This window comes from Phaeovulum molybdatiresistens, from assembly GCF_023544865.1.
Taxonomy (GTDB): domain Bacteria; phylum Pseudomonadota; class Alphaproteobacteria; order Rhodobacterales; family Rhodobacteraceae; genus Pontitalea.
Genome location: NZ_JAMJFX010000022.1, coordinates 34,149 through 49,297 on the forward strand (window position 1 = coordinate 34,149; position 15,149 = coordinate 49,297).

The window sequence follows — 15,149 nt, forward strand, 5'->3', positions numbered from 1 at the left end:
CCGGCACGCGTTGCGGGGAACCGCCATGCCGCACAGCCTTGCATCCAAAAAAACAACTGACGGAAGATGATCCATGACCACAGATGTCTATATCGCGGCCTATACCCGCACGCCTTTCACCCCTGCCCGCAAGGGGGCGCTTGCGGCTATGCGCCCCGATCATCTTGGCGCGGCGGCGATCCGCGGGCTTCTTGCGCGCACCGGCGTGCCCGCCGATGAGATCGAGGATGTTGTCTGGGGCTGCGCCTTTCCCGAGGGGGAACAGGGCCTGAATATCGGCCGCGTCACCGGGCTGCTTGCCGGGCTTCCCGATACGGTGCCGGGTGCTACGGTCAATCGCTGGTGCGGCTCGTCGATCCAGGCAATTCAGATGGCTGCGGGGATGATCGCGATGGGCGCGGGGGATTGTTTCATCGCGGGCGGCGCCGAAAGCATGACGCGGGTGCCGATGATGGGCTTCAATATCGTGCCGCCGCCGGAATGGTCATCCGAACTTGTCAGCGATTTCATCAATGTCGGGCTGACTGCCGAACGCGTGGCGCGTGAATATGGCGTTGATCGCACGACACAAGAGGAATTCGCGATCGAAAGCCAGCGAAAGGCGCTTGCCGCCCAGGCCGACGGGCGTCTGGACGCCGAGATATCGCCGGTAGAAACCGCCGACGGCATCGTCGATCGCGACGGTTGCCCGCGTGCGACAACGCTTGAAAAGCTTGCCAGCCTTCAGCCCGCCTTTCTTGAGGGCGGATCGGTGACGGCGGGCACATCCTCGCCCATGACCGATGGAGCGACGGCGCTGCTGATCTGTTCGCAAGATGCGTTAAGACGCTACAATCTGACCCCGCTTGCCCGGATCGCCAGCTTTGGCGTGTCGGGCTGTGCGCCCGGGATCATGGGGATGGGACCGGTCGAAAGCAGCCGTAAGGCGCTTGCCCGGGCGGGGCTGACCATCGCCAATCTCGACATCGTCGAGATGAACGAGGCTTTCGCCAGCCAGGCCGAGGCTTGCCGCCGCGCGCTGGATATTGACCCGGCGACGCTGAACATTGACGGCGGCGCCATTGCGCTGGGTCATCCGCTGGGCGGCACCGGCGGTCGGCTGGTGGGCAAAAGCGCCTCCTTGCTTCAGCGCGAGGGCGGCAAATATGGCCTGGCCACCCAGTGTATCGGCGGCGGCATGGGCATCGCCATGATCCTGGAGGCGGCGTGATGGGCAAGGTGGCGTTCAATGCCCTGGCAGCGGGGGTCAAGCGCGCTGCGGTGATCGGCGCGGGGGCGATGGGGGGCGGTATCGCCGCGCAATTCGCCAATGCCGGCATCCTGGTTGATCTGATCGACATTCCCGGCGGCGATGGCAATCGCAATGGTCCCGCCGAGGCCGGGATCGCGCGCCAGGTCAAGACCGGCGGTTTCATGTCAGCCGAGGCGGCGACGCTTGTGCGCGCGGGCAATACCGAAGATCATCTTGACCGGGTGGCCGAAGCCGACTGGATCGTCGAGGCGATCATTGAGGATCTTGGCGCCAAGCGCGATCTTTATGCCCGGCTTGAGGCGGTTCGCAAAGACGGTTCCAGCGTGTCGTCCAACACCTCGACCATCCGGCGCGAGGCTTTGGTTGAGGGGCTTGGCGCGAGGTTTAACCGGGATTTCGTGATCTCGCATTTTTTCAACCCGCCGCGTCACATGCAACTGCTGGAAATCGTCTCGGGTCCGGCGTCGGATCTGGCGGGCGTTGAACGCCTGCGCCGTGCCGGGCGGCAGGTTCTGGGCAAGACCGTGGTCGATTGCCGCGACACGCCCGGCTTTATCGCCAACCGGATCGGTTGTTACTGGATGGCGATGGCGGTTCTGGAAGCGCAACGCCAGGGCCTGACCGTGGAAGAGGCAGATGCGGTCATTTCGGCCTTTGGCGTGCCGGCCACCGGGGTTTTCGGCCTGCTGGACCTGATCGGGATCGACCTAATTCCGCTGGTCTGGGGGCGGCTGGTCGAAACCTTGCCGGCGACCGATGGCTTTCAATCCTATGATCTGGCCGCAAGCGCGCTGTCGCAACAGATGAACGCGGCCGGCCGGCTGGGGCGCAAGTCAGGGGCGGGGTTTTATCGCAAGGCCAAGGATGGCAGCCGTGAGGCGCTTGATCTGGCCGCACAAAGCTATCGCCCGCTGGACCGGCCCGCCAAGCCGGGCGATCTGCGTGATCTGATCGAAGGTGGCGGCAAACTTGGCACCTATGCCTGGACCGTTCTGTCGCGGCTTGTCACCTATACGGCGAATGTGGCGGATGAAATCGCCCATGACCTGCCCTCGATCGACACCGCTGTGGCGCTTGGTTACGGCTGGCGCGAGGGGCCATTTCGCCAGGCTGATCGTGTGGGGGCCGACTATATTGCCAAACAGCTAGCTGCGGCGGGCGAAGCCGTGCCCGATCTGATCGCCAAGGCCGCGCGCGACGGCGGCTTTTACCCCAAGGCGACGCGCGCCGGCACCACGCGCGCGGCGGTTTTGGCCGAAAACGAAGCCGCGGTGCTGCAAGACGCGGGCGATGGCCTGGGGCTTTTCCGGATCAAGACCAAGATGGGCGTCTTTTCGCCCGAGGTGTTCGACCTGCTTGATCACGCGATCGGCCAAGCGGGGGGCAGGCTGTCGGCGCTTGTTCTGGCGCCGGGCAATGCGCGGGCGTTTTCCGCAGGGGCCGATCTGGCCCGGTTCCTTGAGCTAGCCGAAGATCCCGCGCTGCTGGATGCGTTCCTGGCGCGCGGGCAGGCGACCTTTGCCGCGCTTCGGGGCGTGCCAATTCCGGTGGTGGCGGCCGTGCGTGGCCTTGCGCTTGGCGGGGGCTGCGAGGTGACGTTGCATGCCGACCGTGTCGTCGCCCATGCCGAGGCGTCTTTTGGCCTGCCGGAAACCCGCCTGGGCATCTTGCCGGGCTGGGGCGGGACCACGCGTATGTTCCAGCGGCTGTCCGATCCGGCCACCGGCATGGTGGGTCCGGCGGCTGTGGCGGCCCGAACGGTCGATTTGCTGCTGCCCGGCCCGATGACGCGTTCGGCCGCAGAGGCCCGTGCGCTGCACCTTTTGCGGCCCGAGGATGAGATCGTGATGCATGTCGACGATGTCGAACCTGCGGCGATCGGGATCGCCCGCGCGATGGCCGCGGATTACAAGCCGCCGGTCGATGCGCTGTTGGCGGTGGCCGGGCCTGCCGGCATGGCCGGTGCGCTGAATGCGACCCGCGCGCATCATGCGGCGGGACGTATCGACGGGCGCGTGCTTGCGATTGCCGAGGATCTTGCGCGCGTCGTTACCGGCGGCGCCACGGGCGATCCGTCGCGACCGATGCCCGAAGGCGATATGCTTGCGCTGGAGCGCGCCGCCGTGTTGCGGATGGCCGCGCGTGATGAAACCCGCGCCGCCATGTACGCGACATTGAAACGGTAACACCACAGACGGGGCGATGGTTCAGACCATCGCCTCGATCTTTTCGCGGATGATCTTGCCGCTGACCGAGCGGGGCAGATCCTCCATGTTGACAAACAGCACGGCCTTGGGGCGCTTGTAGCCCGCAAGTGCCGCGCGGCACAGATCCATCACCGCGTCCTCGGTCAGTGTTTCATCCTGACGCACGATCACCGCCACCGGTATTTCCCCCCAGCGCGGATCGGGTTTTTTCACGACGATGGCATCGGCCACCCGGGGATCGGCCAGCAACACGCGCTCAATCTCGGCGGGATAGATGTTTTCGCCGCCGGATTTGATCAGATATTTTGAACGCCCCGCGAATTCATAGCCCCGTTCGGTCAGGCGAAACATGTCGCCCATGTGAAACCAGCCGCCGGCAAAATCCTTTTCATTGACCTCCGGGTTGTTCCAGTAACCTGAAAACAATGTGGGCCCCCGCACCCAGGCCTCGCCTGCATCGCCTGCGGCCACCTCTTGCCCGTCCGGTCCTACCAGCCGCAATTCGGTCAGGATCGACAGGCGCTTGGCAAGGCTGTCGCGCGCCCGCCCGGGCGCGATCAGGTCGCCCGAAAGCGGAGGCATCCCGGTTTCCGTCGCGCCGAAAGAGTTGAGATAGGGCGCATCCAGCAGCGTCGTGATTTCATCCACCACCGCAAGCGGCACCAGATCGGCCATGCAGCCGACCGCGCGCACAGCCCGGATTGCGGGCCGACGCTGTTTCAGGCGAGTGATCAGCGGCTCTATCGTGGCCGGCACCAGCATCAGCCAGCCGATCGGCTGGGCCTCCAGCGCGTCGATGATCGCATCGGCATCAAAGCCATCAACGATCACGCCGGGCCCGCCCGACATCAGGGCCGAAACCAGATGTTCGGTTCCGCCGATATGAAACATCGGCGCCCAAGAGATATATCCATCATCCGGCCGGATGTTCAGATCCAGCCGCAGCGCGCTCATCCGGGCGATCTGTGCCCGGTGTGAAATCACCGCAGCCTTGGGCCGCCCCGTCGTGCCCGAAGTGTAGATAATGAAAAGCCCGTCTTCCGGTTCGGCTACACAGCGCGTCATGCCGGCCCCGTCCAGCCCGTCGATGGGCGCAACCGGCACGCCATCGGCCAGATCCCTGACCAGCGACAGGAAACGTTCCGACGCGACGATCAGGGCAGGGGCCACCAGCGCAACGCAATAGGCCAGTTCCGCCGACGCAAGCCGCCAGTTCTGACAGGCGGTGATCAGGCCCAGTTTGGCGGCGGCCAGCTGCAAGATGGTGTATTCCGCACGGTTTTCCGAGATCACCGCAATCCGGTCACCGCGCGCAAGCCCGCGCGCGGCAAGACCTGCCGCGACCGCATCAACCCGCGCCAGCAAGCTGGCATAGCTTAGGTGTATCCGCGCATCCGCAATCGCCGGCGCATCCGGTGTGACCCGTGCGCGCATGGCAACAAGCGGATAGACCGTGGTCTGGGCGGCGTCAAACGGGGTGGTCATGGCTTCTCCTTGAACACGGCGGTTACAAGAACCTCTGCGCCTCGCAGCAGGCGGGCGTGGGTGGTATCGTCTTGCTGGCTTACCTCGGCGGTCAGATCGTCGCCCTCGAACACATTGCCGGCGAACTGCGCGTCGAGCACGGCGAAATCCCTACCGACAAGGGTCATGAGATAGGCAAGATTGGCGGGGCCCGGATTTACCCGCCTTGGGCCAAAACCGGCGGCTGCGGCCGCCTCGCGGCTTAGATGAATGGCGTTGTCGTCATTCAGTAGGGCGCACCAGGCGGCCATATCATCCCCGGAAATATCCTCAAACCGCCGTCTCATGCGCGATCCGCCGGATAGATGATATGCAGCCGGGTCTGGCTGCGCGGATAGTCATCGGACAGGCGGATCGACAGATGCAGGTGATCGGCCGCGCCGAATGTGCGGCTTGGCTTGCGTTCAAGCGCTTCGATATCCGCGCGAACGTCATAGTGCCGGTCAACCAGAAGTGGGGCGTTGTAGCCAATACGGCAGCGCGCCAGAACCGGCCCCCGTTCAAAGGCAAGGCCAAGCGCGGCTGACAGATCGGCGATCTTCAGCCCCAGCCCGCCAAGTGCCGCGACAAAGGCAAAGATCGGATGCGCGCGTTGATCCGTCCGCGCCGGTGCCTGCGCCATCCGGCGCACAAGGTCGTCCATTCCGGCGCTTAGCAGGTAGCGCCCATCGGGAATTGCGAATTGGTCCATGGCACTTTTTGCATATTTGAGTGTGAAACGTGACGACCATTCCCCCGGCGGGTCCAGCGCGGCGCCGCCTTAGGCGGCGCCGTGCGTCCTCAGATCGAACAGGCGTTTTCATATGCTTGGCGCGTGGCATGAAGAATTCGGTTCGGCACATATGCATCCCCGAAGATCCGCAGCTCGGGCACCTTGCCAAGCAGATCGTCGTAAAGACCCGCATCCGGGGTTCCGCCACAGGCCAGCACCACCGTATCGAAACCCGTCATCTCATGCGCGACGCCGGAATAGACATCGCGCAGCACAAGCCGGTTTGGCGCGATTTCGGCCACGCGTGTCATCACCGTAAACGCGACGCCGCGCCCGGTCAGCTTACCCAGGATGCCGCCGATCGAATATTTGCCGACCCCTGGCGCGACACCGGGCGCCTGATAGATCACGCGAACGGCGCAGCCCTGTTCGGCAAGATAGCTGGCCACGGTCAGCGGTTGCATATGATCTTCCTTGGCGATCACGACAACGTTTTTGCCGACCTGGGCCTTCCCGGCCATGACGTCGCGCCCCTCGACGACGAAGGCGTGATCCGCGCCGGGCACATCAATCCCGCGCGGGCGGCTGCCTGTGGTCAGAAAGACGACATCGGGCTTCTCGGCCAGGATGGTCTGGGCGGTTGCGGCCTCTCCCAGCCGCATGGTGACACCCGCATCGGCAAGGCGTTTATGCTGATGCTCGATGAACTTCAGATATTGTGCGTTTTCAGGCACCGCGCCGGCGATACGCATCGCGCCACCCAGGTTCGGGGCGCGTTCCCATAAGGTGACATCATGGCCGCGTTCGGCGGCGATGGCGGCCGCTTCCATGCCTGCGGGGCCACCGCCCACCACCGTTACGCGACGGGCTGCGTCGACCCTGGCGGGCAGGGGTTCCGCCTCGCGCCCGGCGCGGGGGTTCACCGAACATCCGAAGGGCAGGCCCTCGATCCCGGCGGCATGCAGACAGTCGTTGCAGCCGATGCAGGGCCGAATGGTATCGGGTGCGCCCGCCTTGGCCTTGGCGACAAAATCGGCATCGGCAAAGAAGGCGCGGGCGATCGCGACAAAGTCGGCATGGCCGTTTGCAATCACCGCCTCGCCTGACACAGGGTCGCTGACGCGCCCGCCATAGACGACGGGGATCGACAGTTCTGAACGGAACCTGCCCGCCATTTCCGCCCAGGCGGCCGGCCGAAAGACATGCGGCTGCACGTAGCTGGGCGCGCCCCAGTTATTGCCGACCACGCAATGGATATAGTCGATATACCCCGAGGCTTCGAACGCCTTGGCGATGCGAAGCCCTTCTTCCAGCCCGTAACCGCCGTCAAAGAATTCGTCCATGTTGAAGCGCATGCCGATGACAAAGCTCGGCCCGGTTACCGCGCGCATGGCGGCAAGACATTCCATCGGCAAGCGCAACCGCGCACCAAAGTCGCCGCCATAGCCATCTGTCCGGCGATTTGTATAGGGCGAGATGAACAGCTGCATGACATCTTCGTGATTGGCATGCATCTCAACCCCGTCAAGACCCGCGGCTTCGGCTTCGCGCGCGGTGAAGGCATATTCTTCAATCGTGCGCTGAATTTCGTCATGGGTCAGAATGTGGGTGGATTGGTTGTTGGTATAGTTGGCCAGGATGCCCGATGCGGAATGGGGCTGAGCGCCTTGCATGATGATCTGGGCGGTGACGGCGGTACCCTCGGCATGCATTTCATCGGTGAAGCGCGAAAATACATCGCGAAAGTTGGGTTTCCGCATGGTTCCGCGGATGACGGCCCCAAGACCGGCCAGCCGAAGCCCCTTGGGCACCATCCGGTTGTCAATGAAGGCGTTCACCCCATCCATCCATCCCAACCCCGCCCTTGCCCGGGCGAGCCAGTAGGCCGCGTACTTAGCATAGTCCGCTTCGGAAACCTGCGGGTCGGCGATGATGCGGCCATGCGGCGGCGCGATGATCCGATTGCGCAGCGCCATGCCGCGGATCTGAAAGGGTTTGAACAGGTGCGGAAATTCGGTGGTCATGCGAGGTTCCTATGCGGTCAGATGCGTCCGCCTGCAAACTCGGATCCGCAGGCTCATGTGACGCTATTACATATTCGATCACATTTTTGTATGCTCTAGACTATAGTTTTGTCTACACACTAAGCAACCCTAAACCCCCAGCGGACTCGGGCGAAATGGTCTCTTTGGCAGCAGTCTTAGGAAATTTTCTTTCAGGTAACGTGTTTTTTTCAAAGGGCGCACGCACCTGAACTGGCTTTCGCATCAATTTTTTCGGGTAGAGCATACGCAGAGTTCGAAACATCGTGCACACAAAGAAGATATGAGTATACACAACGCCCGGTTTCGGTAATGCTGATGAAGCATCGGATTCGCGACCAGGGGTGCGACAGGCGGGGAGGCATGTCGCATCAGGGAACGGCCGCGAGAAGAGGGCGGGCGGGCAAGTCCCGTCGTCGGCAAGACACAAGGGAGGACAATATGAACCTGAAGAAGAACGCTTCCGGGCATTCCCGGCATATATACACAGCAATCGCCGGCCTTGCACTTGGCCTGTCTGTCACAGGCGCACAGGCCCAGACGCTACGCTTTGCAGTGGGGCTTCCGGAAACCAGTTACAACCATGACGCCGCCGTGGCCTTTGCCGAAGCGGTTGAGGCAAACAGCGACCTCAAAGTGCAGGTTTATGCGATGTCTTTGCTCAGCCTGAATGAGATGTCGGGCGGCGTGCGCGACGGCCTGGCCGATATCGGCTTTACGCTGTTCCCCTATTTCCCAGCCGAATATTCCGAACTCAACCTGCCCGCAAACCTTGCGCTGCTTGCAATTTCGGGCACCGAGGCGAAATGGCCGGGACCTGCGATGATCGGCGCCTCGATGGAATACATCATGCTTCACTGCGAAGATTGTCAGACGCAGTTGAAGGGCTTGAACGCCGTTTACCTGAACGGCGGGGCGTCCGTCGAATATGGTCTTGTCTGCAACAAGCCGGTGCAGGCCCTGGACGACCTCAAGGGTCTGAAAGTAAGGACTGGCGCTGCTGATCTAGGCCGCTTCGTCGAATATTTCGGCGGCACGCGCGTCGCCCTGTCGGGCAATGAAATCTATGACGCTCTGAGCACCGGCAACGTAGATTGCTCGGCCAACCAAGGCGAAAACCTGACCGGTCTGCGATATATTGAGGTTGCCGATCACTTTACGAACATGATGCCAGGCAGCATGTTCGCGGGCATCGGCAATGCCAACATGAACCGCGACGCTTGGGCCAGCCTGACAGAAGACCAGCGCCGCGCTGTGCTGAACGCGGCCGCCAAGCAGCCGATTGTCAGCTGGATCATCGGCAAGGAACGCAATCTCGACGGGGTCAAGCAGTTCCGCGACGCAGGCAAGAATGTCTATGAGGTCACCGACGAAGACAAGCTGCGGATCGCCGAATTCGTCGCGCAGGATCTGGATGTGGTGCGCGAACAGTTCAAGAAGGAATACGGCCTTCAGAACGTGGATGAAAAAATCGAGGTCATCACCGGCTTGATCGAGAAGTGGAAGGGTCTGACGAACCAGGTCGACACGATGGAGGTCGAACCCTTCGCGCAGCTGTATATCGACGAAATCATGTCCAAGGTCGATGTCACGACCTACGGCATCGACGGATGACCGATCCGGGCACCCCAAGGTGCCCGCCATTGCACCGTCGGGACGGGCCTCAAACGGCCTGTTCTGGCCAATTCAACCGACATCAGGCCTCGCTCGATGCCCGAGACGAGGCGGAGGCGTAGCGGCAATATGAGGTCCGTGCTGAAAATCTTCGACGGCATCACGTCCGTCTTAAGTATCCTGGCCGCAATGGCGGTCGTCGTCATGATGGTTCAGGTTACGCTGGACGTCGTTATGGAGCTGGTTTTCAACAAACCGTTGCCCGCGACGCTGACGCTGGTCGCCAAATACTATATGCCGATGGTCACCTTCCTGCCGCTGGTCTATGTCGAGCGGCTGAACCAGCATGTTGCCGCAGATGTGGTGACGCAATTTCTGCCCCGAAGCGGGCAAAAGCACCTTGCCGGCTGGATCTTTCTGTTCAGCGCGGTGGTTTGCGCGTTTCTCAGCTATGCCACATGGGTTGAGGCGGTCGACAAGTTCCACATAGGCTCATTCAGCATGGAACGCGGCATGAAAGTGCCGACATGGCCCACGCGTTTCGTAGCGCCGGCAAGTTATGGGCTTTTGTCGCTGTTGTTCGTTTTAAAATTCATTGCCTACATCCTGCGTAGTCCGGTCTTTGATGACGATCAGCCCGCGTTCCCGACCTTTTCGACCTCGGAGAGGAAAGATCAATGACCGATGTTCAGATCGGCCTGACCGGGATCGGCATCCTTCTGGTTCTGATCGCGATGCGCGTTCCGATTGCGATCGCGCTGTTCAGCGTGCCCTTTGTGGGAATTTACGCGATGTTCGGCTGGCGTCCTGCCTTCGGCGCGCTGAAGGTCATTCCCTTCGACTTTGCCGCAAGCTGGGAATTAAGTTCGATCCCGATGTTTTTGCTGATGGGCTATCTGGCCTATCACTCGGGTATCACGGCCGGGTTGTTTGAGGCGGCGCGCGTCTGGCTGGCGCGATTGCCAGGCGGGCTTGCGGTGGCAAGCATCTTTGGCGCCTCTGGCTTTGCCGCAGTAACGGGGTCGTCTGTCGCAACGGCGGCGGCGATGGGGCGTATCGCGGTGCCTGAAATGTTGCGCCACGGTTACGACCCGCGCCTTGCCACCGGCACGGTTGCGGCCGCCGGCACGATCGGCGCGCTGATCCCCCCAAGCATCCTGCTGATCCTGTATGGCATCATCGCAGAGGTGCCGATCAACAAGCTGTTTCTGGGCGGCGTCGGGGTCGGGCTTTTATCGGCGGCCGCCTATGTGATCCTTGTGGTTGGCTGGGCGACGCTGAAACCCGAAGTGGCCCCGCGTTCGCATGAGCAACATACGATGCGCGAACGGCTAAGCGAATTGCGCAAGGTTTCCCCCGCGCTTTTGCTGGCCTTCCTGGTGTTTGGCGGGCTGTTTGCGGGCCTGTTCACGCCAACCGAGGCCGGCGCGGTGGGTGCTGCGATGTGTGCGCTGATCGCGGCGGCACAGCGCAAGCTGACCTGGCACAATTTCAGCACATCCGTGGCCGAAGCCTTTGCCACCACCTCGGCGCTGTTGCTGATCGTGATCGGCGCCAATCTTCTGGCCCGGTTCGTCACGCTAAGCGGTGTGGACAGCTACATCTCGGATGTGATCACCTCGATGAGTTCGTCATCCTACCTTTTCCTTGCCGGTGTGGTTGTCGTCTATCTGATCCTTGGAATGTTCCTTGAACCCACCGGGGCGATGATCATCACCCTGCCCATCGTGTTGCCGGTTGCGTCAACGCTGGGGGTAAATGAATTGTGGTTCGGGATCTTCATCGCCAAGCTGCTGGAGGTGGGCATGATTACCCCGCCGATCGGGCTTAACGTCTTTGTCCTGAACGGGATCGTCGGGCGGGGGATCACGCTTGGCCAGATCTTCCGCGGGGCATCGCGCTTTGTGGCTGTTGATATGGCGGTGCTTTTGCTGATCACCCTGGTTCCGGCCTTTGTGCTGTTCCTGCCCGGCCTGCTGAACTGATCTGAGCCGCGAAGAAAGGACAAAGCCATGAAAATTGCCGTGTTTTCCGCGACGGGCGATCAGGGGATCGCGCAGGTTCGTGCGGCGGTGGCGGGCGGGCATGATGTCACCGCGATTTCGCGTAATCCGACACGCGCGCCACTGCCTGCGGGTGTCAGGCCGGTGGCGGCGGATTATGCCGATCACGACAGCCTGCGGCGCGCGATGGAGGGGGCGGAGGCCGTGCTTTTGAACCTGCCCTCGACCTCTTTCCAAGCGGCTGAGCCCATGATCGTGGCCACTCGGGCGATTGCGGCGGCTGCGGCTGCGTCAAAGACGCTGAAGGTTCTTGTGTTCAACACCTCGATGCCCGTGCCGGAAAACCGAATGGGCATCGCGGCGCAGGATGCACGGCTTGAGATGCGCGAGATCTTGCGGGCAAGCGGTGCGCGAATCATCACGATCCAGCCGGTGGTCTATATCGACAACCTGTTGCGGGGATGGGCCTGGCCATCCATTGAACACGACAACCTGATCCATTATCCGCATGCAGAAACGCTAGATGTCTGCTGGATCAGCCATGACGATCTGGCAAAGCTGATGGTGGCAGCGGCCGAGCGGCCTGGCCTTGCAGGCCGGACCTTTGATGTTGGCGGGCCCGAGGCCATTCGCGGCCCCGATCTTGCGCGCCGGCTGGGCCGCGTCTGGGGCCGTCCGCTGCGGTTCAAGAGCATGCCGCTTGACACCTGTGGCGCGATCATGGCGCAGGTGTTCCGGAATATCGCGACACTGGATGCGGATACGCTCGCGCGGGAAATGGCGTTGAAATACGCTTGGTACAATGATGCGACCGCCCGTCCATTTTTCATCGACATGGGGCCGGTTCTGGCAGAATTGCCGGTAACACTTACGTCTGTGGAAGACTGGGCTGCGTGTCAGATATTGCCCGTGAGCGCGGGGTAAGGGGATAAAATGGAACGTCTATCATTGCATCAATTGGCCGCGATTGGAACGCAGCCTGATGAATTGATCGAGATTGCCGCTAGGCTTAAATGTCCGACAGTCACCCTGTTTGCCCAGCACAGCGCGAACAGCAACGCGCCCTATGTCAAGACGGTCGAACAGGCGCGGGCGCTCAAGGCGAGGGCCGATGAACTGGGCGTCGGGATTTACAGCCTTGAGGTCTTCGCGATGACTCCTGCGGGCATCACCGATCCGATCCGGCAGGGGCTGGATGTAGGGGGCACGCTTGGCGCCAGGCGGCTGACCGCAGTGATCAGCGATGATGACCTGTCGCGCGCGCGCGATACGCTTGCCCAATTCGCGGCCTGTGCCGCAGAGCACGGAATATCAGTCCATCTGGAGTTTCATGCTTTCGGCAACCTGAACACCTATCCACAGGCCTGCGATTTTTTGAAGGGCGTTGATGCACCGGTGACGATCAGCGCGGATGTCTTGCATTTTTATCGCAATGAGGGAGGGCTCACGTCGATGTCGCAGCCCTGCGCCGTGCCTATTGGCCATGCGCAACTATGCGACGGCCCGCTGCAACGCCCGCGGGACGAATGGCTGCATGAGGCGGTCGCGGATCGGAAGATCCCCGGCGAGGGGGCGTTTGATCTGATCGGCTTTCTGCGCGCCCTGCCGCGCGATGTGCGTATCGACGTCGAGGTTCCGACTGCGGCTGCGCGTTTTCCAAACGGCTCTGACTTTGCGCGTTGCGAAGCGGTGCTGACCGCTGCCCGACGGCTTTTGCACCAGGCGGACGTGGCATGAACGCGCCAAGGGCCAACAAACGGGTGACCCTGATCGGTCCGCGCGTGGGCATGACCGCCGCCGCGTTTCACGCCCATTGGTCCGGTCCGCATGCCGAGATCGCCAAGGATCTGCCCGGCCTGACCTATTATGTTCAGAACCATGTAATGCGCACGCTCTGGCAGGGCGGTCAGGCGCAGGATCTGTTTCTTGGCATTGCCGAAGTGATGTTTGCCGATCCCGACCGGCTTCTTGACACCATCGCCACATGGCCGCGGCGCGCCGAATTGCACGAGGACGAGGCGCGGTTTCTAGGCGCGCGCATCGGGAATTGGACGCAGCACCCGGATAATCCCCCCCGCATTGCCCATCGTCGCATGATCCTGCTTTTGTGTGGGGCTAGCGCGGCCGCGGTGCGGGACGCAGTGCAGGCCATTTCCCAGCATGCGCCCTGCCATGCCGAGCCGGTTCTGGACGGCGATGCCGGCGCAATCGACTGGATCGTATTTGTGGAGTTGTCGCCGGAACGGATAGCTGCAAATTCCATGCGGCAAATGCTGTCGGTGACAGGTCCCATGCTGCGGCATGTGACAGAAGTAGGTGGATCGGGCCTAGCCTATCTTACCTACACACAGGTCAATCGTCTGCCATTCGATCGCTTCTAGGGTCAGATGGGGTATTCGGCTTGCGCCCGATCCCCGTCGTCGACGTTCGTGGAGGTGCTGGGCTTCGAGCTGATGGTAGAACGTGGTCTGTTTGAAGCAGCCACAAGCATCAGGGAGGAAGCTCAGCATGAAACACTATGCCGGATTGGATGTTTCGGTGAAAGAGACCGCCATCTGCATCGTCGATGAGAACGGACGAATTTGCCGAGAAGCCAAGGTCATCAGCCATCCCGAGGATCTGTCGAAGGCTTTGGCGGAGACAGGTTTCCGTATCGAACGGATCGAGCTCGAAGCTGGTCCACTGTCGCAGTGGCTGTTTGAGGGTATGGCGCGCGCTGGATTGCCGGTGATCTGCGTCGAGACACGGCACACCAAGGCGTTTCTGAGGGCGCAAGTCAACAAGAGCGACCGCAATGACGCGCGTGGGATTGCCCAGATGATGCGCGTCAAGGCGCGGGAAACGCCTGCCTAGGGAAAGGGGATCAGCCGCGCCGCATTGGCTGTCCCCTGCGGTACAATCTGCCCGAACTCGCCAAGATAGCCATGAAGCGCATTGATCGCCTGAGTGCGCTGACGGATCAGTAGCTCGGGACGTAGAAGGCTCCTTCGGTAGGGCCGGACCGATCCGACAGCACTCAGTAAAAGGTTGGGGGTGCGCGGGCTGTCAAATCGGCGCACGTCTCCCTCGAGTTCGCTTGGGGACAGCTTATCTCATTTTGCTGGAGATGGTGGTATATTGAAGATGACTATCGACGCCGAAGCGCCTGAGAAAGAATCTTGATATAGATCAAGTCGCGCCGCGCCGCGCGCCGCTATCTTGAATTATGGCTTTGGGATTGCTGTGGTTCAGTAGAGGAAGCGCAATGTTCGAACGTATCAAGAAGTGGCAGGAGAAGACCCGCGATCTTGCCGAGATCAGAATGATATCAGATGTCGACCTGAACGACATGGGCGTGTCGCGCAACGAGTTGCGATCCATCGTTGGCTTCGGCGCCGAAGTCGATACTCGCCAGATGGCGATGGCCGAGCGTCACGGGCTTGATTCCTATTGCCTGCGTCGGCATCCCCAGGACCTGATCGCGTCGAATAAGGCCTGCGCGGAATGTGGCCACGTAGAGGAATGCGCCAGTTACCTGGCCTCGGATGTACCTGCGGAGGCTTCGGCCAGGTTTTGTCCGAACTATGAACTGTACCAACAACTGGCCGAGTAAACAGGCATGGACCCGCTGCCGCAAACGTGGTCCGTATACGGTGGCTCCGACCCATTGAATTGATGTGTTCCTGACGCGTGACACGCCTGTGAGAAGGCCTGCGTGAGCAGATGGAGGTCTTGTAAGGGTAATCCTCCCCGTGGTTAAGGGGATGCGAAGGTAGAATTTTCTCGGCATGATGGACGAGGAGATTCCGATGAAGA

At 61.7% G+C, this 15,149-nt stretch carries 14 protein-coding genes and 1 pseudogene; 10 read left to right on the plus strand and 5 right to left on the minus strand.

The features are described 5' to 3' along the window. Window positions 1–73 precede the first annotated feature (73 nt). Both MXB90_RS13865 and MXB90_RS13870 read left to right on the plus strand, forming a co-directional pair. The gene (locus MXB90_RS13865; RefSeq protein WP_250045885.1) at window positions 74–1,210 is read left to right on the plus strand and encodes a thiolase family protein; all 1,137 of its coding nucleotides are present in this window, start codon (window positions 74–76) and stop codon (window positions 1,208–1,210) included. Continuing rightward, entirely contained in the window at window positions 1,210–3,438 is a 2,229-nt protein-coding gene (locus MXB90_RS13870; RefSeq protein WP_250045887.1) for a 3-hydroxyacyl-CoA dehydrogenase/enoyl-CoA hydratase family protein, read from the plus strand. The genes MXB90_RS13865 and MXB90_RS13870 overlap by 1 nt, the downstream gene beginning before the upstream one ends. Window positions 3,439–3,459: 21 nt before the next feature. On the opposite strand, the gene MXB90_RS13875 is transcribed toward MXB90_RS13870, so the two are convergent. The 4 genes from MXB90_RS13875 to MXB90_RS13890 all read right to left on the minus strand — a co-directional run bounded on the left by MXB90_RS13875 (window position 3,460) and on the right by MXB90_RS13890 (window position 7,719). Beyond that, a complete protein-coding gene (locus MXB90_RS13875; protein ID WP_250045888.1) occupies window positions 3,460–4,944 on the minus strand; it encodes a class I adenylate-forming enzyme family protein in 1,485 nt (494 codons plus the stop codon). After that, a complete protein-coding gene (locus tag MXB90_RS13880; protein ID WP_250045889.1) occupies window positions 4,941–5,270 on the minus strand; it encodes a MaoC family dehydratase in 330 nt (109 codons plus the stop codon). Before MXB90_RS13880 ends, MXB90_RS13875 begins: the two co-directional genes overlap by 4 nt. Further along, window positions 5,267–5,674, minus strand: a complete 408-nt coding sequence (locus MXB90_RS13885) for a hypothetical protein (protein ID WP_250045891.1) — start codon at window positions 5,672–5,674, stop codon at window positions 5,267–5,269. Before MXB90_RS13885 ends, MXB90_RS13880 begins: the two co-directional genes overlap by 4 nt. A gap of 89 nt (window positions 5,675–5,763) precedes the next feature. After that, a complete protein-coding gene (locus MXB90_RS13890; RefSeq protein ID WP_250045892.1) occupies window positions 5,764–7,719 on the minus strand; it encodes an oxidoreductase in 1,956 nt (651 codons plus the stop codon). A 330-nt stretch (window positions 7,720–8,049) separates the two neighbouring features. Between MXB90_RS13890 and dctP the strand changes: the two genes are divergently transcribed. The 7 genes from dctP (at window position 8,050) to MXB90_RS13925 (ending at window position 14,207) form a co-directional block, all read left to right on the plus strand. Next, complete coding sequence (gene dctP, locus MXB90_RS13895; RefSeq protein ID WP_250045894.1) at window positions 8,050–9,351, plus strand: TRAP transporter substrate-binding protein DctP; 1,302 nt, start codon at window positions 8,050–8,052, stop codon at window positions 9,349–9,351. Between the two features lie 138 nt (window positions 9,352–9,489). Further along, window positions 9,490–10,032: a TRAP transporter small permease gene (locus MXB90_RS13900; protein WP_250045895.1), complete on the plus strand. Its 543-nt coding sequence runs from the start codon at window positions 9,490–9,492 to the stop codon at window positions 10,030–10,032. After that, window positions 10,029–11,336, plus strand: a complete 1,308-nt coding sequence (locus tag MXB90_RS13905; RefSeq protein WP_250045897.1) for a TRAP transporter large permease — start codon at window positions 10,029–10,031, stop codon at window positions 11,334–11,336. The genes MXB90_RS13900 and MXB90_RS13905 overlap by 4 nt, the downstream gene beginning before the upstream one ends. Before the next feature lie 27 nt (window positions 11,337–11,363). After that, window positions 11,364–12,278: an SDR family oxidoreductase gene (locus tag MXB90_RS13910; protein WP_250045898.1), complete on the plus strand. Its 915-nt coding sequence runs from the start codon at window positions 11,364–11,366 to the stop codon at window positions 12,276–12,278. Window positions 12,279–12,287: 9 nt separating this feature from the next. Then, complete coding sequence (locus tag MXB90_RS13915; RefSeq protein WP_250045901.1) at window positions 12,288–13,091, plus strand: sugar phosphate isomerase/epimerase family protein; 804 nt, start codon at window positions 12,288–12,290, stop codon at window positions 13,089–13,091. Window positions 13,092–13,114: 23 nt separating this feature from the next. After that, on the plus strand, window positions 13,115–13,735 hold the full coding sequence (locus tag MXB90_RS13920; protein ID WP_250045902.1) for an EthD domain-containing protein: 621 nt from the start codon (window positions 13,115–13,117) through the stop codon (window positions 13,733–13,735). Window positions 13,736–13,862: 127 nt separating this feature from the next. Next, the gene (locus tag MXB90_RS13925) at window positions 13,863–14,207 is read left to right on the plus strand and encodes an IS110 family transposase (protein ID WP_462982310.1); all 345 of its coding nucleotides are present in this window, start codon (window positions 13,863–13,865) and stop codon (window positions 14,205–14,207) included. 8 nt (window positions 14,208–14,215) lie between these two features. On the opposite strand, the pseudogene MXB90_RS17860 reads toward MXB90_RS13925, so the two are convergent. Then, window positions 14,216–14,323: pseudogene (locus tag MXB90_RS17860) on the minus strand (IS110 family transposase); the annotation flags it as partial. A gap of 275 nt (window positions 14,324–14,598) precedes the next feature. On the opposite strand from MXB90_RS17860, the gene MXB90_RS13935 reads away from it, so the two are divergent. Continuing rightward, on the plus strand, window positions 14,599–14,946 hold the full coding sequence (locus tag MXB90_RS13935) for a DUF6455 family protein (protein ID WP_250045904.1): 348 nt from the start codon (window positions 14,599–14,601) through the stop codon (window positions 14,944–14,946). Window positions 14,947–15,149: the final 203 nt, after the last annotated feature.

Bases quoted from the DNA above. Each gene is read 5' to 3' on its own strand.
- MXB90_RS13870 (WP_250045887.1), top strand. From the start codon at position 1,210: ATGGGCAAGGTGGCGTTCAATGCCCTGGCAGCGGGGGTCAAGCGCGCT.
- MXB90_RS13880 (WP_250045889.1), bottom strand. From the start codon at position 5,270: ATGAGACGGCGGTTTGAGGATATTTCCGGGGATGATATGGCCGCCTGG.
- MXB90_RS13885 (WP_250045891.1), bottom strand. From the start codon at position 5,674: ATGGACCAATTCGCAATTCCCGATGGGCGCTACCTGCTAAGCGCCGGA.
- dctP (WP_250045894.1), top strand. From the start codon at position 8,050: ATGCTGATGAAGCATCGGATTCGCGACCAGGGGTGCGACAGGCGGGGA.
- MXB90_RS13865 (WP_250045885.1), top strand. From the start codon at position 74: ATGACCACAGATGTCTATATCGCGGCCTATACCCGCACGCCTTTCACC.
- MXB90_RS13875 (WP_250045888.1), bottom strand. From the start codon at position 4,944: ATGACCACCCCGTTTGACGCCGCCCAGACCACGGTCTATCCGCTTGTT.
- MXB90_RS13925 (WP_462982310.1), top strand. From the start codon at position 13,863: ATGAAACACTATGCCGGATTGGATGTTTCGGTGAAAGAGACCGCCATC.
- MXB90_RS13890 (WP_250045892.1), bottom strand. From the start codon at position 7,719: ATGACCACCGAATTTCCGCACCTGTTCAAACCCTTTCAGATCCGCGGC.
- MXB90_RS13915 (WP_250045901.1), top strand. From the start codon at position 12,288: ATGGAACGTCTATCATTGCATCAATTGGCCGCGATTGGAACGCAGCCT.
- MXB90_RS13935 (WP_250045904.1), top strand. From the start codon at position 14,599: ATGTTCGAACGTATCAAGAAGTGGCAGGAGAAGACCCGCGATCTTGCC.
- MXB90_RS13905 (WP_250045897.1), top strand. From the start codon at position 10,029: ATGACCGATGTTCAGATCGGCCTGACCGGGATCGGCATCCTTCTGGTT.
- MXB90_RS13910 (WP_250045898.1), top strand. From the start codon at position 11,364: ATGAAAATTGCCGTGTTTTCCGCGACGGGCGATCAGGGGATCGCGCAG.